The sequence below is a fragment of the Paenibacillus sp. XP01 genome, assembly GCF_057364885.1.
Genome location: NZ_CP139481.1, coordinates 1,867,182 through 1,890,530 on the forward strand (window position 1 = coordinate 1,867,182; position 23,349 = coordinate 1,890,530).

Annotated in this window: 15 protein-coding genes and 2 tRNA genes; 15 read left to right on the plus strand and 2 right to left on the minus strand. The window is 51.7% G+C overall.

The features are described from left to right. The first annotated feature begins 228 nt into the window (after nt 1-228). From SNR34_RS08685 to zapA, 12 genes are all read left to right on the plus strand, one after another. Entirely contained in the window at nt 229-1,335 is a 1,107-nt protein-coding gene (locus tag SNR34_RS08685; protein WP_236415977.1) for an ATP-binding protein, read from the plus strand. A gap of 147 nt (nt 1,336-1,482) precedes the next feature. Continuing rightward, on the plus strand, nt 1,483-2,436 hold the full coding sequence (locus SNR34_RS08690; protein ID WP_486181711.1) for an AAA family ATPase: 954 nt from the start codon (nt 1,483-1,485) through the stop codon (nt 2,434-2,436). A 1-nt stretch (nt 2,437) separates the two neighbouring features. Next, the gene (locus tag SNR34_RS08695) at nt 2,438-3,553 is read left to right on the plus strand and encodes a DUF58 domain-containing protein (RefSeq protein WP_486181712.1); all 1,116 of its coding nucleotides are present in this window, start codon (nt 2,438-2,440) and stop codon (nt 3,551-3,553) included. Then, on the plus strand, nt 3,550-4,866 hold the full coding sequence (locus tag SNR34_RS08700; RefSeq protein ID WP_486181713.1) for a hypothetical protein: 1,317 nt from the start codon (nt 3,550-3,552) through the stop codon (nt 4,864-4,866). Before SNR34_RS08695 ends, SNR34_RS08700 begins: the two co-directional genes overlap by 4 nt. 81 nt (nt 4,867-4,947) lie before the next feature. Continuing rightward, on the plus strand, nt 4,948-5,904 hold the full coding sequence (locus SNR34_RS08705; RefSeq protein WP_236415969.1) for an aldolase catalytic domain-containing protein: 957 nt from the start codon (nt 4,948-4,950) through the stop codon (nt 5,902-5,904). A 335-nt stretch (nt 5,905-6,239) separates the two neighbouring features. Then, nucleotides 6,240-8,357: a bifunctional diguanylate cyclase/phosphodiesterase gene (locus SNR34_RS08710; protein ID WP_236415967.1), complete on the plus strand. Its 2,118-nt coding sequence runs from the start codon at nt 6,240-6,242 to the stop codon at nt 8,355-8,357. Nucleotides 8,358-8,489: 132 nt separating this feature from the next. Continuing rightward, nucleotides 8,490-8,563, plus strand: a tRNA-Pro gene (locus SNR34_RS08715). Nucleotides 8,564-8,573: 10 nt separating this feature from the next. Beyond that, nucleotides 8,574-8,644: transfer RNA gene (locus SNR34_RS08720), tRNA-Gly, on the plus strand. A 476-nt stretch (nt 8,645-9,120) separates the two neighbouring features. Continuing rightward, a complete protein-coding gene (gene abc-f, locus SNR34_RS08725; protein ID WP_486181714.1) occupies nt 9,121-10,998 on the plus strand; it encodes a ribosomal protection-like ABC-F family protein in 1,878 nt (625 codons plus the stop codon). 374 nt (nt 10,999-11,372) lie between these two features. Then, entirely contained in the window at nt 11,373-12,407 is a 1,035-nt protein-coding gene (gene pheS, locus SNR34_RS08730; protein WP_486181715.1) for a phenylalanine--tRNA ligase subunit alpha, read from the plus strand. Nucleotides 12,408-12,505: 98 nt separating this feature from the next. Continuing rightward, a complete protein-coding gene (gene pheT, locus SNR34_RS08735) occupies nt 12,506-14,959 on the plus strand; it encodes a phenylalanine--tRNA ligase subunit beta (protein WP_486181716.1) in 2,454 nt (817 codons plus the stop codon). 364 nt (nt 14,960-15,323) lie between these two features. Further along, on the plus strand, nt 15,324-18,464 hold the full coding sequence (gene zapA, locus SNR34_RS08740) for a cell division protein ZapA (protein WP_486181717.1): 3,141 nt from the start codon (nt 15,324-15,326) through the stop codon (nt 18,462-18,464). A 106-nt stretch (nt 18,465-18,570) separates the two neighbouring features. Here zapA and SNR34_RS08745 read toward each other — a convergent pair whose 3' ends face one another. Together SNR34_RS08745 and SNR34_RS08750 are read right to left on the minus strand one after the other, a co-directional pair. Beyond that, a complete protein-coding gene (locus SNR34_RS08745; protein WP_236416323.1) occupies nt 18,571-18,948 on the minus strand; it encodes a cupredoxin domain-containing protein in 378 nt (125 codons plus the stop codon). Nucleotides 18,949-19,173: 225 nt separating this feature from the next. Continuing rightward, a complete protein-coding gene (locus tag SNR34_RS08750; RefSeq protein ID WP_236415956.1) occupies nt 19,174-19,539 on the minus strand; it encodes a phage holin family protein in 366 nt (121 codons plus the stop codon). A 194-nt stretch (nt 19,540-19,733) separates the two neighbouring features. Between SNR34_RS08750 and SNR34_RS08755 the strand changes: the two genes are divergently transcribed. The 3 genes from SNR34_RS08755 to SNR34_RS08765 all read left to right on the plus strand — a co-directional run bounded on the left by SNR34_RS08755 (nt 19,734) and on the right by SNR34_RS08765 (nt 23,278). Continuing rightward, nucleotides 19,734-22,100, plus strand: a complete 2,367-nt coding sequence (locus SNR34_RS08755; protein ID WP_339277083.1) for an endonuclease MutS2 — start codon at nt 19,734-19,736, stop codon at nt 22,098-22,100. 71 nt (nt 22,101-22,171) lie between these two features. After that, a complete protein-coding gene (locus SNR34_RS08760) occupies nt 22,172-22,591 on the plus strand; it encodes a DUF350 domain-containing protein (protein ID WP_236415952.1) in 420 nt (139 codons plus the stop codon). A 126-nt stretch (nt 22,592-22,717) separates the two neighbouring features. Next, nucleotides 22,718-23,278: a hypothetical protein gene (locus SNR34_RS08765; protein WP_339277085.1), complete on the plus strand. Its 561-nt coding sequence runs from the start codon at nt 22,718-22,720 to the stop codon at nt 23,276-23,278. The last annotated feature ends 71 nt before the right edge of the window (nt 23,279-23,349 follow it).

A 23,349-nucleotide genomic window follows, 5' to 3' on the forward strand; every position in this document is an offset into this window, starting at 1 on the left:
AATAGGATAAGCTTAGAATGGAACCTTCATCTTATTTTTCGGGATCGTTTACTGGTTACCGGGAATGCAGAGCAGCCTGAGTTCCGGACATGCAATCCATATTTCGGCTAAGCTCCCTTAATGAAAGGGCACCGGTAATGAACAACAAAAATCGGCCCTTCCTGTTTCTGTGATGATATGATGTCCGAATGGCAAGTTTATCATTTACGTGAAAAGGAGGAACCTGACATGATTAGTGAATTTCAGGAAACAGTGATTCAACCAACAAACGGGCTTCCTAACGTGCATCTGGATAATAATAAGTATGAGAATGTGCTGGAGCATCTGGATAGCGGGATCATGTTGTTTGACAGCAACGGTGTTCTGACATTCATTAATGTTCAGATGGCGAAACTGTTGGAGCTGCCCAGAAGTTTGTTGAGTGGCTGCACCCTGATGGAAATGCTGCATCATCCGCAAATGAGCCGATACAAAAAAAAGAAGATCCTGCGTATTTATCGGGAGACTATCTTTCACCGTAAGCGCTATCATGAGCTTATTGATGAGTATGGAAGGCATTGGCTGGTTACCGTAACCTATGGCGACCAGATGGATGGAGATTTTTTATTCAGCGTTAAGGACGTGTCCGACTATAAACAAATCGAACAAACCGCTTATCAAAATGACAAGCTTGCGATGCTGGGACGTATTTCGGCTTCGATCGCCCATGAGATCCGCAATCCACTAACGGCCATCCGCGGCTTCATTCAGCTGCTCCGTCCCCATCTGCTGCAGCTCGGCAAGGATGAATATGCCCGAATCATACTGACCGAGATCGATAGGGCGAATGATATCATTTATGAATTTCTGAACTCTTCGAAGCCTTCGGCACCTCAGAAGACCATTATGTCCGTGGATTCCCTTCTGAAAGAAGTGGTATTGCTCACAGAGAGCGAAGGTTTAATGAAGGGATGCGAGATCACGCTGGATGTGGCGACCGATGCGTCGATGAATGTGTCCATTGATGTCAAGCAAATTAAGCAGGTTATTCTGAATATGGTAAAAAACGCGATGGATGCCATCGAAGATGTAGGGGAGGAACATGCGGGGCTCATTCGCATTTCCACGGCCATAGAAAACCGATACGTTAAAATCTCCATCGCCGATAACGGACAGGGCATGGACCATAACACGCTTGTTCGCTTGTTTGATCCGTTCTTTACGACTAAAGAAAGCGGAACCGGACTTGGACTGTCGGTCAGTTACCGAATCATCAAAAACCATGGAGGCACGATTGCAGTGGAAAGCCAAAAGGGCGAGGGGACCCTTTTTATCATCAAGCTGCCACTGGTGTAACCCATGCCAAACAACAGGAGTCCGGCGAATTTGGCGGATGCCTGTTGTTTTTTTATTGGATGAAATGAGTTATCGTTATAAGGAATACGTTTACATAAATAGCGTTTTTGGAGAAAGGAAGGTAGGTGCGTCTTGGATATTCGGGAAATGGAACAGTTGAAAAATCATGTGTTGGAGCATGTCGGGCAAGTGATTGTAGGCAAAGATTTTACGGTGGAGCTGGTGTTGACGGCGATGGTTGCGTCAGGGCATGTGCTGCTTGAGGATGTGCCCGGCACGGGGAAAACGATGCTGGCCAAATCGATCGCTGCTTCGGTGGATTGCTCCTTTCAACGCATTCAGTTTACGCCGGATTTGTTGCCATCCGATCTGACGGGCATTCACTTTTTCAATCAAAAGCAAGGGGATTTCGAATTCCGGAAAGGCCCTTTGTTCGCGAATTTCGTCCTTGCCGATGAAATCAACCGAGCCACACCGCGTACCCAGTCCAGTCTGCTGGAATGCATGGAGGAGGGCCAAATCAGCATTGACGGCATAACCAAACGGCTTGAAAAGCCGTTTGTCGTAATCGCGACCCAAAATCCAGTCGACAATCAAGGAACGTTCCCGTTGCCTGAGGCGCAGATGGACCGTTTCATGATGAAAATCCGTATGGGATATCCCAGTTTGGATGAAAGCGTCGAGATTTTGAGACGTACCGTGGCGGGGAGATCTGCAGCTGCCTTAACCGCAATCGTCACGAGGGAGCGGTTACTGCAGGCTCAAGAAGCATATCGTTCCGTGCGAATCGAGGAAGATCTGCTGCGATACATTACCCATTTGGCGGAAGAAACCCGCAGCCATCCCGAACTGTCTCTCGGAGTCAGCCCCCGTGGAGCACAGGCGCTGCTAAAAGCTAGCCAGGCTTGGGCAGCGCTGCATGGCAGGGATTATGTGCTTCCTGATGACATCAAGCTGCTGGCCAAGCCCGTGCTGGCCCACAGATTGGTGCTGCGGAACAGAGTGCGCCAACAGGAAGGCATGGCGGAACGCATCATTGACGATCTGCTTGGCCGAATCGACGTACCTACTGAAAATGCCGCTCTAGGCAGTGGGCGATAAGATGGCACTGCTATGGCTAATCGTTGTTGGAGGGCTTGTCATCGGACTGCATGGTCTGGTGTTTGGGCGCCCGGCTCTGCGAAGGATGACATATGCCAGGGAATTCAGCAAAAGGCGTTGTTATGCCGGGGAACAGGTTGAAATGATTGAAACGATCGCTAACGAGAAGCGTTTCTCGGTTCCTTGGCTCAGATTGGAGGCCATGATGCCAGGCTCGTTTATATTTCGAAGCGGCTCGGGTGTGGATATTAGCCAGGGAGACATCTATCAGAACCATAAAAGCATATTTACGTTAAAACCATTTACCCGCATTACCCGGAGGCATCCTTTTACATGCGCCCGTCGCGGGATTTACACCATGAATACGGTCACGATGACGGGAGGAGACTTGTTTGGGTTATGGAGTTTCTCCAAACCGCTGCCCGTGGAACTCTCTATGGTGGTATATCCTGCTTTGGTCGCTGAAGAGGATATGCCGGCCATATATCAGATCTGGCAAGGCGAGGTGGAGGTCTCGCGCTGGATCGTGGAGGACCCGTTCCTTATTTTAGGGGTGAGGCCATATGGCCCGACGGATCCGATGAATCGGATTCATTGGAAGGCAAGCGCGCGAACCGGCGAGCTGCAAGTGTATAAACAGGGATGGTCGGCTGATCCGCAGTCATGGATTATCGTGAACGTTCAGGAATCGGCAGAAATGTGGAGCGTGGTGACCCGCCCGGACGTAATCGAACGCGCGCTAAGTTATGCAGCCACGGTTGCAGGAGATGCTGTCCGCAGGGGGCTTCCTGTCGGTTTCGCGCACAACGGCTATCGGGCCAAAGGGGGACAGGATCCGCTGCGCATTGAACCGGACTATGGAACGCCGCACCTGGAACTGCTGCTGGAGGCCATGGCTGAGGTAGAGCTCAAATGCATGACCCCGATGGAACAGTTTCTGCGGACCGAAGCAGAATATGGTGAACTTGCCGAGCAGGCGTACAGCTACCTCCTGATCACATCTTATGTTTCCGAAGCGATGGAGCGGGAGATTGCACGTTTGCAGGAACAGGGACACAAGGTGACTATTCTTCCTGTCGTCGAGGTACAGACTGACAGCAGGGCGGTGAGTGCGTGACAAAGGTTGAATTTTTTTCCGACGATCGTTGGTTCTGGCGTTCATTGTGGGCAGTATGGCTGCAAGGCATTTATATGTACCCGCTGCTTGTTGTCACCGGGCTATACTCAGGCACGCGTCTGCCTTTCATTCTCTTGATGGTTCATGGCGGGGCAGGACTGCTGGGCGTAATCGTAGGGAGAAGATATAGGGGGACACGGAGAAAGGCATGGTTGCGCTTGGGCGCGTCATTCGTCATGGGCATGTTGGCCATGGTTGTTGCCTTGCCATTCTCATTACCCTTATTGGATCTGGTTTCAGTGGCGGTATGGGGAGCATTCGCCGCATATATGGGATTGACTCCCGAGCCTGAACTGAGATCCACGTTGAGCTGGAGGCTGCAAATGTTTGGCGTCGCTGGAGCAATTGTGGCAAGTGCCGTCTCCAGTCTGGAACCTTTCCGTGTTTTGCAGCCGTATAACAACACGCTCTATGTATCGGGGGGGATCAGCTTTGTTGCCTGGTTGCTTGGCATTTATTTCGCCCAACTGGACCGGGCCATGCTGAACGACGGCAATCGGAGAATGGTGCTGAAGGAATTTGTCAGGGCCAATCATGTTCGTTTGCTTGTCCTGTTGGTCGTGATTGGCGCCATTGGAGCTTTTCCAAGCTTGGCCGCCTGGCTGGTTCCGCTGCGAGACCGTTTGCTGTCTTGGATCCGATCGCTATTGGGTTCGTCTTCTTCCTCTGAACCGCCTCCGCCTCCTTCCGCTGCCAATGAGCCGTTGATGTTTCCTGGGGAAGCCGAGGGTTCGCCGGGAGAGCCGTCCATGCTGTGGAATATTCTCGGTTGGGCAGTCTTGGGACTCGTCGCAGTGGTCATCGTCTGGCTGGTTGTGCGCTTGGGCAAAAGAGTGTTCATCAAATGGGTTGAGCGTTTTAAACGTTGGCTGGAACCTGCCGAATCCAAGAAAGAGCCGATTACCGCTTATATGGATGTCAGCGAATCGCTGCAAGTGCCTGCGAAGAAACGAAAACCATGGTTTCGGAAAAAGGATTCGCTGCCGTCGGAAGATGCTGAACGTGTGCGTTATTATTACGGGCGCTGGATCAGAAATGCCAAGCGGTTGGGTGTGCGCTTACCGGATTCCTCAACCCCTTTGGAGGCGGCTGAGGTCATCGGTCGTGAGCGGGGCACCCATAAACGGGAGGAAAGCAGGCTGACCGAGGTTTTGCCGCATGCTTATAATGAAGTGCGATATGGAAATAAAGTTCCGGACCATGAGGCGCTGAAGGAAATCGACCGGATCTGGAAGTCCGAAAGAGCAAAATAAACCCGTAATCCCTTTACTTTTCTTGTGTCGTTCAAGTATCATGAGAGGAATACACAAGATGGTGAGAAAAGGAGCAAATAAATGAAGACAAATCATAGCAAAATTGTGGATTGTACGATCCGTGACGGCGGATTGGTCAATAACTGGGACTTTAGCGTGGATTTCGTTCAGCGGTTGTATGCCGGATTGAACGAAGCCGGCGTTGATTATATGGAAATTGGCTACAAAAATTCTCCCAAACTGCTCAAAGGCGCAGAAAACGCGGGTCCATGGCGTTTCCTGAACGATGATTTCCTGCGCAAAGTCATCCCGAACAAAGGCAACACAAAGCTGTCTGCTCTGGTTGATGTCGGCCGCGTGGACGAGAGCGACATTTTGCCCCGCAGTGAAAGCATGCTGGATTTGATTCGCGTGGCATGCTACAGCAAAGATGTGGACAAGGCGCTTGATCTGGTACAAACGTTCCATGATCGCGGATATGAGACAACGCTGAACATCATGGCATTGTCCAACGTGATGGAAAATGAATTGTTGGAATCGTTTGAACTGATCAAAGAAAGCTCGGTGGATGTAGTCTACATCGTGGATTCCTACGGCAGCTTGGATCACAATGACATGAAATACCTGGTGGAGAAATTCAAAACGCATCTGCCGAACAAACGTCTGGGCGTGCATACGCACAACAACATGCAGCTTGCCTTCTCCAACACGCTGGTGGCTGCCGAGCTCGGCGTAGAACTGCTCGACGCCTCCGTCTACGGCATGGGGCGTGCAGCGGGCAACTGCCCGACCGAATTGCTCGTTGCGCATCTGAAAGGGACCAAGTACAACTTGCGTCCGGTGCTTGGCGTACTGGAGGAATTGATGGTTCCGCTCCGTGAAAAAGAAGAGTGGGGTTACATCTTGCCTTATATGATCACTGGAACGTTGGATGAACACCCTCGTTCGGCCATGGCGCTTCGTTCGTCCGAGAACAAGGATAAGGTTGTCGATTTCTATGACAAGCTTACAACGCCAGAAGTGAATTTTGACAAATAAAATAGGTCCATTTGCTGTTGTAGAATTTGAAAACACGAACTTCCTCAGGGGGTTCGTGTTTTTTTTAGTTCTTATTTCCTTGGTTTTTAATATTTATATGAATAATTGTTCCTATAGGCTCATTTTTTTTAGTTCACGTCCGCAAAATAAAATGTTATTATGTACCAGATAGCATGTTAAACATGGGAATTGAACGTTAGTAGAAGAGAAATTGTCGAATGATGTAGAAAATTACGGTCAATCTTTCCGCGATGATCTCACTAACGGAGATTCCGACGTATGTTAGGGTTCAGCTTATTTCAGGATAGGTAATCCAGGGAAGGACAAAACAAGGCATGAAGGCTAATCTACAGGATCAGAGAATGGTAGGCTGGGTCGCCATTGGCGGTCTGATATGTTTCATCGCAGCTCAATGGTTTCGTTCCTCCGAAAGCTCTGATCTGATCGTATCGGCATATCCGGTTCTTATGTTATTGGGAGGGTTTGCAGCAGCTGCGGCGTGTATCGGCATATATAATCAGAGCTGGCTGTTCCAGACCCAGAAGCTGACCTTACGCCGAATTTCGTTAACGACATTGTTTTTGCTGATCGGACTGTTTGAACTTGTTCACATTGTGTCGTTTGCAGAGGGAATTCCGAACGGAGCGATGCTGGAATCGGAATTTTCGCTCAGAATGATGACATGGGGATCGCTGTTATGCGCATTGGGTTTGCTACTGATTTATGCGATGGGAGACAAGGAAGTTGCGTCTCCACGCAAAATTTTGCTTTTTGGCGGAACGTTGGTGACTTTTGTCGTTTTGTATACGTTGGGCATTCAGGAGTGGAACGGGTTCCCTAAGCTGATGCAAGGCAGCGTCCTTAGCCCAACGTTTATGCAAATCCATTTTGCGATTGGATTGCTGTACGGCGTTGCGGCCATTATTTTGTTCGTTAAATGGAAACAAAATAAAGAAGCTGAACTAGCCTCCCTTTTGTGCGGGGTCATGTTTTTTTTCTATGCGGAATGTTATTACGTTGCTGCAGTACGTTTTGATGATCTGAACTTGTGGTTTGGTCTGGTCAGCAATTGCCTCGGTTACTTTCTGATTCAAAAAGGACTTTATGTGTCCGTTGTGGATACGCCATTTCTCAAACAGCAGGTCGCCGAAGCCAAGATGAATTATATCGCTCATCATGACGATGTAACCGGGCTGCCGAACAGGCGTCGCCTGACGCAGCGTCTGAGAAGCATGATGGACGAAGCGGTGGAGAAAGAGCAGCTTGTCGGGGTTTTGGTCTTGAATATTAATCGTTTCAAAAACATTAACGATTCGCTTGGGCAGAAGGCGGCCAATGACGTTTTGCGCCAAGTAGGGCAATTGCTGAAAAACTCGGCTCTCCCCGACGAAGAAGTATTCGGGTTGGGGCGGGATGAGTTTGTCGTGACCATAACCGGATTTCCGGAAGCCGAAACGGCATTAAGGCGGGCGAGAACGGTCATGCAATTGTTCGAGAAACCTGTTCAAGTGGACGGAAACGAATACCATTTGACGCTTGGCGCAGGACTCGCCCTGTACCCTCATGACGGCGATTCGCCCGAAGAGATTATTCAAAACGCGGATACCGCGCTTCATTATGCGAAGGAGCAGGGCATAGAGCTGAACCGCTATGCCCATTCGATGCAGATGAAAGCGCTGGAACGGATGCAGCTCGAGAATGACCTGCGCAAGGCGCTTGATCGGGGGCAATTTTATCTGGTGTATCAACCTCAGGTTAATTTGGCGAGCGGCCTGATCGTAGGCATGGAGGCATTGGTACGATGGCAGCATCCGGAGAGAGGCTCGGTATCGCCAGCGGATTTTATTCCATTGGCCGAAGAGAGCGGGTTGATCGTTCCCCTTGGAGAATGGGTGCTCAGGGAGGCGTGCAAACAGAACAAGCTCTGGCAGGAGGCCGGTTATCGCAAGTTATGCGTATCGGTGAATTTGTCCATGAGGCAATTCAGGCACTCACATCTGTTGGACAATATCCGCAGCATTTTGGAGGAAACGGGACTTGATCCGGCATGGCTGGAATTGGAGATCACGGAAAGCATGACGTTTGATAAAGACCGTGCTTTTGAACAACTGCGCAATATTAAAGAGATCGGTGTTCACATCAGCATCGATGACTTCGGAACGGGCTATAGCTCCTTGCACTATCTAAAGGATCTGCCAATTGACCGGCTCAAAATCGACCGTTCTTTCGTCAACGAGGTGATGGTGGATCGCAACAATGCGGCAATTGTATCGACCATTACTTCCATGGCCCATCACCTGCAGTTGAAAGTGACGGCGGAGGGCGTGGAAAATGAGGAGCAGCTGTCCTTTTTGCGTGACCAGCATTGCCATGAAGCGCAGGGTTATTTTTTCAGCAAGCCGATCGAGGCTGCCGATTTCGAACATTTGTTTTTGCGCGATGCGGCAGGATAAGCATGGGGCAGCGGCGTGATGACGCTTCTGCCCATTTTGGCATGATCGACTTTTCATTGAGCTAAAAACCGTTGCACGGGAAAGGTGGACATGATATATTGAATTATGTAAAAACGATGTTAAGCGCGTTGTCGGGACGTAGCTCAGCTTGGTAGAGCACCTGGTTTGGGACCAGGGGGTCGCATGTTCAAATCGTGTCGTCCCGATCTTTTTCATGCGGGTGTAGTTCAATGGTAGAACTCCAGCCTTCCAAGCTGGTAGCGTGGGTTCGATTCCCATCACCCGCTTTATGATGAGGCAGCACTCCAGCCCTTGCGACAGCAAGGGTTTTTTCGTGGTTTCACGAGATGGAGGGGAAGGGGCTTAAGGAGCTTCGCGGGAATGGGCTTTGCTTTTGGAGGAGTTTCTGATACAATGGCGGAGTAACGATACTCCGCATGAATGAGAGGTAACCATACGTCCCATGAAGTAAGACACATGAAATCGAACCTTATGAACTGCACAGTGTTATTGACGCAGTCAGCCGCAGCGGCTGAGCAATGAGGGATTCGTGTGTCCAATTCGGCATTTGGGATCAGATATGGGAGTACAGTGTGCGTATGCATATTTTTACGCAGCACCCTGTTTTTAGGGTTGCTCTGTTCATGTCTTGGCGTATCCATATGTCCGTTTGAGATTTCATGTATTTTCGAATTGCCAGACCGCCGGCTGCTGCCGGTGGTTTTTTTGCTTTTTAATTCGAATTCAGGAAGGATGAGAGCTCATGACGACATTGGTACGCCTGCATGAAGTATCGAAGGATTGGAATGGGATGGAGTTGTTTTCAGGGTTGAGCCTGGAAATCAATGAAGGAGAACGGCTGGCGATTCTAGGCCGAAATGGATGCGGCAAAACGACGCTGCTGCGGATGATTCTTGGTGAAGAAGACGGCGGGGGGCGTATTGAACGGCACCTTCCCCAGCGGGAATGGAGTTATATGAGGCAGCGCTCCAGCATTGCTCCCGGGACGCTTGTACTGGATGCGGTGCGGCAGGAAAGCGGGGCGCTTCATGAAGTGAAATGTAAGCTGGAACGTTTGGAACAACGCATGAGCAGCGGGGAAGGAGATGATGAGCAGCTGCTTGCCGACTATGCTGCGGCGTTGGAGCATTACGAGCGGTTGAACGGGTACATGTGGGAGACCGACGTGGAAAAAACATTGGGCAAGTTGGGGTTGACTCAGGAACACTGGAATCGGACATATGATTCCCTGAGCGGCGGGCAAAAAACAAAAGCGCGTCTAGCCGGCCTGCTGGTCAGCCGTCCCCGGTTCCTCATCCTGGACGAACCGACGAACCATCTGGATGAGGAGAGCATGCGCTGGCTGGAAGAATGGCTGGTTTCCTATGAAGGGACGCTGCTGTTTGTATCGCATGACCGGACGTTCATCGATCAGGTCGCCACGAGTGTCGTTGAGTTTACGAATAAGGGACTTACGAAATATAAAGGCGGATATTCGGATTACAAAACGTACAAGGAGCAGGAGCTGCGCAAGCAAGAAACGCTTTATCGCAACCAGGAACTGGAGCGAAAAGCATTGCAGGAGGCGATCCGCAATTATCAGCAGTGGTTCCATAAGGCGCACAACTCGGCAACCGATGTTGAGGTGAAGATTACCCAAAGCTTTTACAAAGCGAAAGCCAACAAAAACATATCCCGTTACCATGCCAAGCAGAAACAGTTGGATCGTTTGGAACGAGATCGGGTGGAAAAGCCGCGCGAGGCGCCCAAGCTGAACATGGAATTGCAAGTGAATACGCTTCACGCCCGGCAATTGCTTGCGATGGAAGGGGTCAATTTTGCCTATCCGGGCGGGCCGCCGCTGTTCAGCGATTTACGGTTTGCCGTGGAACGCGGCGACCGGTTGGCCGTGCGCGGGCCAAATGGTACGGGTAAAACAACACTGCTCAAACTGCTGATCGGCGAACTGGATCCGGTGCAGGGCCATGTAGCGCGCCATCCGCAATTGAAGATCGGTTATTTTTCGCAGGAGCTGGAAGGATTGCCCGAGGATGTTACGCTGCTGGACAGTCTGCTGACCCTGCCGTCCATGACGCAAAGCGCAGCGCGCACGCTTCTGGGATGTTTCCTGTTCTCGCGGGATGATGTGTTCAAGCGAATCGGAGATCTGAGTATGGGAGAGAAATGCCGGGCGGCGTTCCTGCGGTTGTACTTTGGCGGGGCCAATCTGCTCGTTCTTGATGAACCGACCAATTATTTGGACATCGATACGCAGGAAGTCATGGAGGATGTGCTGAAACGGGCTTCCGGCGCGTTGGTTCTTGTCTCCCATGACCGAATGTTGACGAAGGCGCTTGCCAATCGACTGCTTGATCTGGAGCCGGGAGGCAAGGTACGCCGATTTGAAGGAAGCGTGGAGGAATTGGAGGAATCGTTGAAGCTGCGGGATAGCGCGTTGACCATCCGGGATGCCGACGACGAAAGACTGCGACTTGAACTGCGGTTATCCGAGCTGCTGTCGCCGTCCCTTCATCCTGGAAAGGGAACGGTTGCCGATCCGGAACAGGAGGCCGGGCGTGCGGCGGAGACAGCCGAGATTCGGGAAATTCAATTCCGGCTCAAACAGTTGCAAAAGGGCTGACTTTTGCTTATAATTATGAACATTCAACGCTTGAGTTAACCTAAACCAACTTATGCAAACGTGATGATGGAGATAAGTAAGCAGTGCCTCTGGACAGGGAGGAAGCGCCGCGGATTGAGAGCGTTTCTGTAGAAAAGGGCTGTTGAAATTCACTCCGGAGCGGTTCCTTGAACATGGCTGCGTTCATTGCTGCCATCAGTAGGGGCAAACGGCTAACGGTCGTTATTCCGTTTAGAGTGAGACATACGGGCTGCGCGGTAAGCGGCGTGGCAGAACGGGATGTCTAACAAGGGTGGTACCACGGTCTTTTCGTCCCTTTATGGGGAGAAAAGGCCTTTTTTGTTGCAATAAAACCACATGAGGGGGCTGTTCACATGAAAGAACGTTTGGAGGCATTAAAGATCGAAGCGCTGGATCAATTGTCCAGTGTTAACGATCCGCAGACGCTTGGTGATCTGCGCGTAAAGTATTTGGGTAAAAAGGGCGCGTTGACCGAGATTTTGCGCGGTATGGGCGCGCTGAGCGCGGAGGAGCGCCCGGTCATCGGCCAAGTGGCCAACGACGTTCGCGGCGCCATCGAAGCCGTGATCGAGAGCAAACAGGAGCAGTTCACGAAAGAAGAGACCGTAAAACGTCTCCAATCCGAAACGATCGACGTTACATTGCCTGGCCGCCGTGGGCGCCAAGGGGGATTGCACCCGCTAACCAAGGTGGTGCAGGAAATCGAAGATATTTTCATCGGTATGGGTTACCGCGTAGCGGAAGGTCCGGAAGTCGAAACCGATTATTTCAACTTCGAGGCATTGAATCTGCCTAAAAACCACCCGGCCCGCGACATGCAGGATTCGTTCTATGTCACTGAAGAACTGCTGATGCGTACCCATACTTCTCCGGTTCAGGTTCGCTCCATGCAAGCGATGCAGGGTGAAGTGCCGCTGAAGGTCATCTGCCCAGGCAAAGTGTACCGTCGCGATGATGACGATGCAACGCACTCGTTCCAGTTCAACCAGATTGAAGGCATCGTGATCGGCGAAAACATTCGCATGAGCGATCTGAAAGGCACATTGCTGCAATTCGTACGCGAAATGTTCGGGCCTCATACGGAGATTCGCTTTCGTCCAAGCTTCTTCCCGTTCACCGAGCCAAGCGCTGAAGTGGATGTCACTTGCGTGCAATGCGGAGGCAGCGGCTGCCGGATGTGTAAACAAACAGGCTGGCTTGAAATTCTCGGTTGCGGCATGGTTCATCCTAAAGTGCTTGAAATGGGCGGTTACGACCCGGAAAAATACAGCGGTTTTGCCTTCGGCATGGGCGTTGAGCGTATTGCCATTCTGAAGTACGGCATCGACGATATTCGTCATTTCTACAACAGCGACCTGGCATTCCTTAAGCAGTTCGGGCGGTTGTAAGCGATAGAACCATACATTCTTCTGCGCGTGTCAGCATGATTTGGCATGATCGCGCCCAGGATCGAAACATCAAATATAGATTAAGGAAGTGAACGTGCATGCGAGTATCGACGGATTGGCTGTCTGATTATATTTCCCTGGAAGACGTGGCGCCACAGGAGCTGGCGGAGAAAATCACCCGTTCCGGCATCGAGATTGACGTGGTGGAGAACCGCAACCAAGGCGTGAACAAGGTTGTTGTAGGTTATGTGAAAAGCAAGGAAAAACATCCGGATGCCGACAAACTGAACGTTTGCATCGTGGATGCTGGGCAGGAAGAGGATTTGCAGATCGTCTGCGGCGCGAAAAACGTGGATGCAGGCCAAAAAATCGCGGTTGCCCTTGTGGGTGCCAAATTGCCTGGCGGGCTGGACATCAAAAAAGCCAAGCTGCGCGGCGTTGTATCCATGGGCATGATCTGTTCGGCGAAAGAATTGGGTATGAACGACAAATTGCTGCCGAAGGAACAACAGGAAGGCATTCTGGTGCTGCCTGAAAATACCGAAATCGGAACGCCGATTGCCCAGGTTCTCGGTCTGGACGATCATGTCCTGGAACTGGACCTGACGCCGAACCGTTCGGATTGCCTCAGCATGCTGGGTGCGGCTTACGAAGTCGGTGCCATCCTGGGACGCGACGTGAAGCTGCCTGATCCGCAGCAGCATCTGGTGGAGATTTCGGATGCGGCGGCAAACCACATTTCGGTGCAAATTTCGGCTGCGGAGCAGTGTGCTCACTATGCAGCTCGTTATGTTACGGGCATCAAATTGGGAGCGTCCCCGCTCTGGATGCAAAATCGCCTGATGGCAGCGGGCATTCGCCCGATCAACAACGTCGTCGACGTAACCAACTATGTCATGCTGGAATACGGTCAGCCGCTGCACGCATTTGATGCGGATAAATTGGAAAAAGGGCACATTGACGTGCGTATGGCGCAGGAAGGCGAAACCATCGTGACGCTGGATGGCCAAGAGCGCAAACTGGAGCCGCACATGCTCTTGATTACGGATGGCGTGAAACCTGTGGCGATCGCCGGAGTCATGGGCGGCGAGAATTCCGAGGTTGCGGAAGGCACTGTCAATCTGTTGCTTGAATCTGCCAAGTTCGATGGCGGAACTGTACGGAAAACGTCGCGCCAACTGGGGCTGCGTTCCGAAGCGAGCCTGCGTTTTGAGAAGGAAGTGGATCCTGGAGCAGTCATTGCTGCATTGAATCGGGCTGCGGAATTGATCCAACGTTATGCGGGCGGCGAAGTTCATCAGGGGATCGTTCAGGCAGGAACGGAATCCGCAGAGAAACGCGTCGTGAAATTGTCGCTGGACAAACTCAACCGTTATCTTGGAACAGATCTGTCGCTGCTTGAGGTTAAAACGATATTCGCCCGTCTGCACTTCGCCTGCGGCGATGCCGAACAAGGCATCCTGGACGTGGAAGTTCCGACGCGCAGAGGGGATATCACACTGGATGTGGACTTGTTCGAAGAAGTAGCACGCCTGTACGGGTACGACAACATTCCGACTACGCCGATCGAAGGGCCTACGACGCCTGGGGCATACACGCGCGCTCAAGCAATGCGCCGCACGATCCGCGGTTTGCTTGCAAACAGCGGCTGGCAGGAAATGATCAGCTACTCCTTCGTACATCCGGATAAGGCATCCTTGTTCCCGTCCCTGACGGCAGGCAGCAAAACGGTAAAATTGGCCATGCCGATGAGCGAAGACCGCAGCGTGCTCCGTACAAGCGTACTTCCGCAAATGCTGGATGCCGCGGTGTATAACATGAATCGGAAACAGGACTCCCTGGCGGTATTCGAAGTGGGCAGCGTGTTCTTCACGGAAGAGGAGCAGTTGACCAAACAACCGCATGAAATTCCGGTTTTGAGCATGCTGCTTACGGGCCATCGTGCTCCTCAACAATGGAATGCCGGTGCGGAAAAAGTCGATTTCTTCGATTTGAAGGGGGCTTTGGAGGAACTGTTTGCTTATCTGGGTCTGGAGAGCCGTATTCGTTTCGTGGCCAACCAGCCGGAAGGATACCATCCGGGACGTTCCGCATCCGTATATTTGAGCGATCTGCATGGCGGCGAGGATAAGCTGATCGGAACGATGGGCCAATTGCATCCGGAACTGCAATTGCAGTATGATCTTAATGATGTGTATTTGGCAGAGATCGGTCTTGAAGCGATTTACAGCGATGCGGATGGGGATATCCGTTACCGCGAGCTTCCGCGTTTCCCTGCGGTTGAACGGGATATTGCGGTCGTTGTCGGCAAAGACGTCGAAGCGGGAGCCATGCTCCATGCCATTCGTGAAGCAGCTGGGGAATTGATGCAAACCGTACAGGTATTCGACGTGTTCACCGGAAGCAAATTGGGAGACGACAAGAAGAGCGTAGCAATGGCTCTCGTGTACCGTCATCGCGAGCGCACGCTGACCGATGAGGAAATTACCGAGGTTCATTCCCGCGTCGTTTCGCGCCTGGAAGAACAGTTCGGCGCGGAGCTGCGCAAATAGGGACGAAGCATCTTCTCACTGAGTTAACAAACGAAGCCGTGCTGCCCAAGCGCCATGAAGACCGGACAGAGGGGGCTTTCGGTTCAGTCTCGCCTCTCACCTTCGGCTGAATGGATTGCAAATAAGCTGATTGTGGCCGCTAAAATAAGATGGATTTGCAAGGAAGACGGAACGTGCTTTAAATGAAGTCCCTCTTGAAATATCAGGAAGCCGATTCCTTGGCGCTTTTACTTTCTGATATTATGAAAAAGAATTAGCAGGAATTGCTTAAAGTCACATCGAATCCTTAGCATTAGAGGATTGATGTGACTTTTTTTTGCTGACAGCCAAGAATCAACATACAGACTTGAAGGAGGGCACAACTGTGACTACACCTGATCGTACTCGCGTCACCGTAGAGATATACGGGACTTCTTATAAATTGGTCGGCAGCAGTGCCGAATACATGAAACAAGTGGCCAGCTTGGTGGATGAACGAATGAATACCATCTCCAAAAACCACTCCCGCTTGGACACGCCGCGCATCGCGGTCCTCGCGGCTGTACATATGGCCGAGCAGTCGCTCCAGGCTCAGGAGATCCGGAATGAGCTGAAGATGTTGACCGGCGAACGGACGGAATTGAGAAACGAGCTTAATCGCTTGAACGCAATTCAGAGTGAACACCGCAAGGAACTGGAACAGCGTGATCAGGCCATTGCGGAAGCCATCAAACAAAAGCAGGAAGCCGAGCAGGCCCAAGCCAAAATGGCGGCGGACAACAAGGCGGAGATTGCACGATTGAATGCGATGTTGGAGCAGGAAAGGACCCGGTTTGCTGAACGCGAGAAATCGATGCAGGCCCAGCATGCTGCCCAACTTAAGCAAGAGGCCGAGAAGCAGCAGGCAAGGTTGAGAGAAGCAGAAGCGAAAGCAGCCAATCAGCTAAAAGAAGCGCAAGCTCAAGCAGCGGCGCAGCAAAAGGAAATGCAGAGCCGTGCTGCCGCAGAACTTCAACAGGCTCAAGCGAAGGCGGCGGAGCAGCTGAAGGCAGCGAAGGAGCAGCAGGCGCAGGCGGAAGCACGCCTGAAAGAAGCAGAAGCTCGCGCAGCCACGGAGCGCCAGCAGCTTGAAGCGAAAACGGCGGAGCAGCTGAAGGCAGCGAAGGAGCAGCAGGCGCAGGCGGAAGCACGCCTGAAAGAAGCGGAAGCTCGCGCAGCCGCGGAGCGCCAGCAGCTTGAAGCGAAGGCGGCGGAGCAGCTGAAGGCAGCGAAGGAGCAGCAGGCGCAGGCGGAAGCACGCCTGAAAGAAGCGGAAGCTCGCGCAGCGTCGGAACGCCAGCAGCTTGAAGCGAAAGCGACGGAGCAGCTGAAGGCAGCGAAGGAGCAGCAGGCGCAGGCGGAAGCACGCCTGAAGGAAGCGGAAGCACGCGCAGCCGCGGAGCGCCAGCAGCTTGAAGCGAAGGCGGCGGAGCAGCTGAAGGCAGCGAAGGAGCAGCAGGAGCAGGCGGAAGCGCGCCTGAAAGAAGCGGAAGCTCGCGCAGCCGCGGAACGCCAGCAGCTTGAAGCGAAGGCGGCGGAGCAGCTGAAGGCAGCGAAAGAACAAGCAGAGGCTGCTATACTAGCCGAACTGGAGCAGGCCGAAGCAGAGCTGAACAAGGTGCAGTCGGAAGCGGCCAAACAGGTCGAAGAGCTGCAAGCCACCATGGAACGGCGTTTGCAGCAGGCTGAAGAAGAGAAGGCCCGGCAAATTGGTGAGCTCCAGGAGAAGGCCGATAAAGAACGTGCAATCATTCAGCTTGAAGCAGAACAAAATCTTCAGAACGAAATCGGTCGGGTTACGGTTGAATTCCGTGAAGCCAAGGAGCAGTCGGAACTCGAATGGATGGAAAAAGAGGTTGCCTTTGAGGCGAAGCTGGAGGCTGAAGCGAAACAAAAGAATGAACTCGCGGCGGCAGCGGCTGCCTTGGAAAAAGAACAAAGCAAGTTAAAACAGCAGTTGGAAGAGGAGAGACAGGAGGCAGAGGAGCTGCTGCGCGACGTCGAAGCTCAGCTTGGCGCCGTTCGTGAGCAGCTTGCGAGCACGCAGCAGCTGGTCACGGAGCAGGAAGAGAAAATTGCGCAGGAACTGGAACAGCTTCAGTTGTTGCAGGAAGAAAAGGCCGCGCGCATTCAGGAGAAAGAAATCCAAACGCGGCGAATCGCCGAACTGGAGCAGCAGCTGAACGAGCTGAAGCAAGATAGCGCACGCCTGCAGGAAAAATTGCGTACAGCCGAAGCGGAAACAAGCCAATCCCGGGAAGCCGAACAGCAATGGAAGCAGCAGTATAATGAAGTCGTCGAGCGGGAATCTGCCTTGTCCGCGCAGCTTCGCAAAGCACAGGATCATCAGGCGCGGCTGGATGACGAGGTTCTGCGCTTGCAGGCAGCGGCATCGAGATCCGAGGAAGAGCAGCGCGGTCTGCAAAAGGTGCTGGAACAGGCTCATGCAGCCGTGCGTACGCTTCAGAACGAAATCGGCATGCTGACCAAGAGCGAGCAATCGTGGAAAGAGCTTGCCGAGCAGCGGCTTGCGGAGATCGGCGAATTGGAAACGCAAGTCCTGGAGGCCGTGGAACAGAACGAAACGCTTGAAGCCGGGGTGCAGTCCCTTCACGATGAATTGTCCGTCATCAAGGAAGAGGCGGATTCCTTCCGTAAAGAGGCCAACCGTTACAAGCAGGATTTTGCCCGCATCAATGATGAACATCAGCGACTCGCAGCAGAGCTGCACGACGTAACGGACGAACTGCATTCGCTGCAGGAAAGCTACAAGCAAATTCGCAGCGATTACGACGATGCATTGCAGCGCGAAGAGATCGGCGCGAGGGAATTGGAAAGACTGCAAGCCGAGAATCGCTCCATCAAGCAGTCGCTTGTAGAAGCAAACGATCAGGTAAAGATGCTGTCCGAACAAGTGGGCGAACAAGCAGCACAAATTTCGCAGACGGAAGAAGAAGCATTGGAGTGGCAGATCAAACACGAAGATTTGATGGCCAAACATGCCGAGCTTTCCGCACGGGTCGAACAACTGACTGCGCGTGAAGAGCAAATGCAGCAGAAGCTTGACGAGGCTTCAAGGAACGACCAGGTTTGGCAGCGACGTGCAGACGAATGGGCGGTGCAGGAGCAGGCTTGGCAAGAACGTTGGACTGCGCTGGAGAACGAATTGAACATGTGGCAGCAGGAAAGTGCGGTCAGCGTCGAAAAGGTAGAACAGCTGGAGAAAGAATGCAAGCAGCTGGAGCAGCTGCATGCAGGTGCGGTTGAAGAAAAGCAATCGATGGAAACGGAACTTCACGATATCGGCGAACGATTCGAGCTCGCAGCCAATCAATTGCGTCTGCTGCAGGTGGAGCGCGAAATAGAGCGTGAGAAAGCCGAGCAATTGAACACCGAATATCGGCAGCTGCAGGACGAGTATGCGAAACTCCAAACCGAATACAACGAGTGGATCGAACTCATCGAGCAGGACCAAAGTCAGCAATAACAGATACGGATATAACATTCAGGGTATGATCACTTGTGCGATCTGTTATAATACAAGAAGAGCTCCCGTCTAGTTGCGGGGGCTCCTTGTGATTGAACGTTTATGTTTATTCCTCAACGATGATTTTGGAGATCATTCTGCTATGACCGCTTCCGCACCATACGGAGCAGGACACCTGAAATTCTCCGGCCTTATCGGGAGTAATCACTTTTGTGTTTTTCTGGGAATCGAGCGACAGGTTTAGTTCTGGCACGAGAATGCCATGGTTTCCTTCCACATTCTCATACACGATTTTGACCGGGACGCCTTTTTTGATACGGTATTCCGGCTGATCGAATTCATAATTGCTCGCTTTGATGACAAGCTCTTCGCTTGCGGTCACGTTCGCTTCGGACTCGGCGCTGTCGCTGGAGCCTGTCCCGCCACAGGCGGTGAGCATGAGTGCCAGCATGCAGATCGCTAGCCATGCGATTCCTTTTTTCATCATGTGCCTCCTTTAGCCTGTTGAAATAGATGGAATTTGAATGATTTCCTCAAATCATCATACTTCATTCCATGAGAACATGACCATGCCGGCTTTGTCATCTTTTTGAAAAATGCAAAGCGCAAAAACCTCTTCAGGCGGAAAGCCTTCGGAGGTTTATTGGACAAGCCTTTTCAGTTGTCGAGACGTGAATCAAAGTCCCTCGAGATTAGACCGATATTTCGGTTACGAATTGTTTTTGGAACTTCGACCGGCTTCAAACGGCGTGGATACCGGGATAAAGAGGTCGATGATGCCGATCACCAGAGCCGCCAGAATGGCTCCGAGCAAAGTGACTCTTACATGATCGACCACATACTGGCCAAGCCAGATGACCAGGGCACTGACGATGAAACCTACGATGCCTCGGCCAAACGGAGTAACCCGTTTGCCAAATACGCCTTCAATGATCCAACCAAGCAAGGCGATGACCAAGGCCAGCATCAATGCGCTCCAGAATCCGCCAACGGCAAATCCCGGCACAATCCAGCTGACTACCATCAACACGATCGCGGCAATGACGAATCGTACGACATGTCCCAGGAAATTCATACGGTTTACCTCCTTTTCATCAGATCGGATATGCATGGGACATCCAGTTCACAATGTTAATGTAGATGTTGCAATATCCTGACACCCGTAGTTTGTGGCGGAATGCTGCAACTTATGTGTGGAAGGATTCGTTAAATAGCGCAGCTACGATTCATTCGTTATAATACAGATATAGCTTGGAAGGAGTTGTACACTTGGACACGAAAATTTTGCACACATTAGAATACCGGAAAATTTTAAATACATTGCAGGGCTTTGCCCAAACCTCCATGGGGAAACGCAAAGCCGAACAGTTGGAGCCGGTGAGTGAGCTGGAGGAAGTAAAACGGCTGCTTCAACAAACCGATGAGGCTGCGACCTACGATCGCCTGAAAGGAATGCCTTCTTTTGGCGGTATCGTGGATATCACGGCATCCGTTAAACGTGCGGAAATCGGCGGTACCCTCAATCCGCATGAATTGCTGGGCATTTCCAATACAACCCTTGCGGCCCGCAGGCTGAAACGGCAAATTGCGGCTTTGCATGAGGATGAGCCATTGGAAACACTGGTTTTTATCAGCGACCAGCTCTCGGAGCAAAAAGCGTTGGAGGATTCGATTCGCAGCTGCATCGATGACAGTGCCGAAGTCGCCGACACGGCGAGCGTGACGCTGGCTCAGATCCGTCGTGAACTCCGGGGCGGGGAAGCGCGTATCAGGGAGAAGCTGGATTCGATGATCCGTTCCTCTACGGTGTCGAAGATGCTTCAGGATCAGTTGATTACGATTCGGGGCGACCGCTTCGTGATCCCGGTCAAAGCGGAGTATCGCTCTTACTTTGGCGGGATCGTGCATGACCAATCGGGTTCGGGGGCAACCCTTTTTATCGAGCCGGAATCCATCGTAGCCATGAACAACAAGCTGCGGGAGACGCGGATTCGCGAGGAACGGGAAATAGAAGTCATTCTGCAAAAATTGACGGCGTTAGTCAGCGAGCAGGCCGAATGGCTGCTGTACGATGTCGATTTGCTCGGTTCGCTCGACTTCATATTTGCCAAGGCACGCTTGGCGCGTGAATTAAAGGCAACGCTTCCGCGCATGAATGACCGCGGGTTCATCAAGTTGAAAAAAGGCCGCCATCCGCTCATTGCCATCGAAAATGTAGTGCCTACCGACGTTGAACTCGGAAACGATTATACGTCGATCATCGTCACAGGACCGAATACGGGCGGTAAGACGGTTACCCTCAAAACGATCGGATTGTTGAGTCTAATGGCCATGTCCGGATTGTTCGTTCCCGCTGAAGATGGCAGCCAGCTCTGCGTATTCGATGCCATTTATGCGGATATCGGCGACGAACAAAGCATTGAGCAAAATCTCAGTACGTTTTCCAGCCATATGACCAACATTATTCGGATTTTGAAAAACATGACCCCGAAAAGCCTGATCCTGCTTGATGAGCTTGGTGCGGGAACCGACCCGGCCGAAGGCTCGGCTTTGGCTATATCCATTCTGGAACACATGCATAGCTCCGGCTGTCGCATGGTTGCGACGACGCACTATAGCGAATTGAAGGCCTATGCGTATGAGCGGAAAGGCGTGATCAATGCAAGCATGGAGTTTGACGTAAACACGTTAAGCCCAACCTATCGTCTGCTTGTTGGTGTGCCGGGCCGCAGTAACGCGTTTGCCATTGCGGAGCGTCTGGGACTGCCCGGCCACATTCTCGACTATGCACGCGGCGAAGTGAAAGAAGAGGATCAGCGGGTTGAGCATATGATCGCTTCTTTGGAAGAGAACAGACTTACCGCCGAGCAGGAGCGCGAACGCGCCGAACAGCTGCGTCAGGACATGGAGAAGCTGCGCAGCCGTTACCAGTCCGATCTGGAAAAACTGGAGCAGCAGCGTGATCGTCGAATTGAGAAAGCCGAGGAAGAAGCGAGAAGCATTATCGACAAAGCCAGAGCGGATGCGGAAAAAATCATTGCCGATTTGCGTCAGTTGGCCATGGAAGAGGGAGCTTCCGTCAAAGAACACAAACTTATCGCGGCACGCAAACAGCTGGATGAGGCAGAGCCCGAAAAACGCAAAAAAGCGGTCAAACGCACAGGCTCCGTTCCGAAGACCCGTGCGATCGGCCCGGGGGATGAAGTTCTTGTGTACAGCCTGAACCAAAAAGGGCATGTGGTTGAACTGGCGGGAAGCAAGGAAGCCTTCGTGCAGCTCGGCATTATGAAAATGAAGGTCTCTTTGGACGATCTGGAATTGCAGCAGTCCGCTCCGGCGGTGAAGCCTAAGCAGAAACCGGTAACGGGCGTGAAGCGCACACGCGATGACAATGTCCGCAGCGAGTTGGATCTGCGTGGGGCCAATTTGGAAGAGGCGTTAATGGAAACGGACCGTTTCATTGATGAAGCCTTTCTGGCTAACTTAGGCCAAATTTACATTATTCATGGTAAAGGGACCGGTATTTTGCGTTCGGGTATTCAAGAATATCTGCGCAAGCATAGACATATTAAAAGCTACCGGTTAGGCAATTACGGAGAAGGCGGTAATGGTGTGACCGTAGCAGAGTTGGAATAACAGGGCGTAATCAAGCATGTTCCGCTGGATCGGTTGCGCTTGACAGCAGGAACGGGGAAGGAGAGCGATGAGTGAAGGGGACGATTGACCAGCTGCTGTCCCATCCGCTAGGGATGGTTCTCGGTTTTTTCTCGGTTGCGATTATGGAGTTGCTTGTTTTTCTGGCTTGTTTCGAGTTGGTCACGAAATACAAATGCTGGGATGAAATCAGAAAGGGCAACGTGGCGGTAGCTATGGCTACGGGTGGCAAAATTTTTGGCATTTGCAATGTGCTTCGTTTCTGCATCCAGGCCAAATCTTCCGTGTATGAAGCGATGATCTGGTCGTTTGTAGGTTTTATTTTGCTGCTGATCGCCTATTTTCTATTTGAGTTTTTGACGCCGGTCTTCTCCATTGACAAAGAGATCGCGGCGGATAATCGGGCCGTTGGATTGATTTCCATGATTATTTCGGTCGCGCTGTCTTTTGTCATCGGCGCAAGCATCATGTAAGGAGGCCTTGCATGAAAATTTTAATACGTATTTTGTTTGCGGCATCGATTGTATTTTTTGCCATCGGTGTGATCTACGTCATGAACACGTGAAATGATGTTTGAATAAAGAAAGGTTGATCAGGTTATGGAGAAAACAATATGCCCTTGGTGCCAAACCGAAATCGTATGGGATGAGGAACTTGGGCCAGAGGAAGAGTGCCCTTATTGTCATAATGAACTGAACGGGTATCGCACACTCAACATCACGCTGGGTGACGAGGAAGGTGCCGAGAGTGTTTATGACGAAGAGAACGAAGTGGAGGATGACGATCAGACAGCCGATCTGACTGCACTTTGGGGAGAAGAGGTTGAACTGAAGATGCCTGAACTGCGCACGTTAACGAAGTATGCGGACGAAGGCCATGATTTGCTTCAATATGAAGAAGGTGTGGAGAAGCAGCTCGACGTGCAGGAGGAGGTACCGGAGTGCCCTCACTGCCGGGAATTTATGGTGCTGACCGGCACACAAACCACGACTGCAGAACATTTTGCCTCTGTTCACAACCATGCATCGGGTTCCGGTCTCCTGATGCCAATGCCATTTACGGTTCAGATGTATGTCTGTTCAGGTTGTTTCCAGGTTCAGTATAGTCTTGCTGAAGAAGATCGGATGCGTCTGATTCAAAACCTGAGTGCTCGTAAATAACAGCAAACGCGTAATTCACTGAAAATCGTATAGACTTCCAGAGGTTTCATCATGTTTTTCTTCACCTTGGG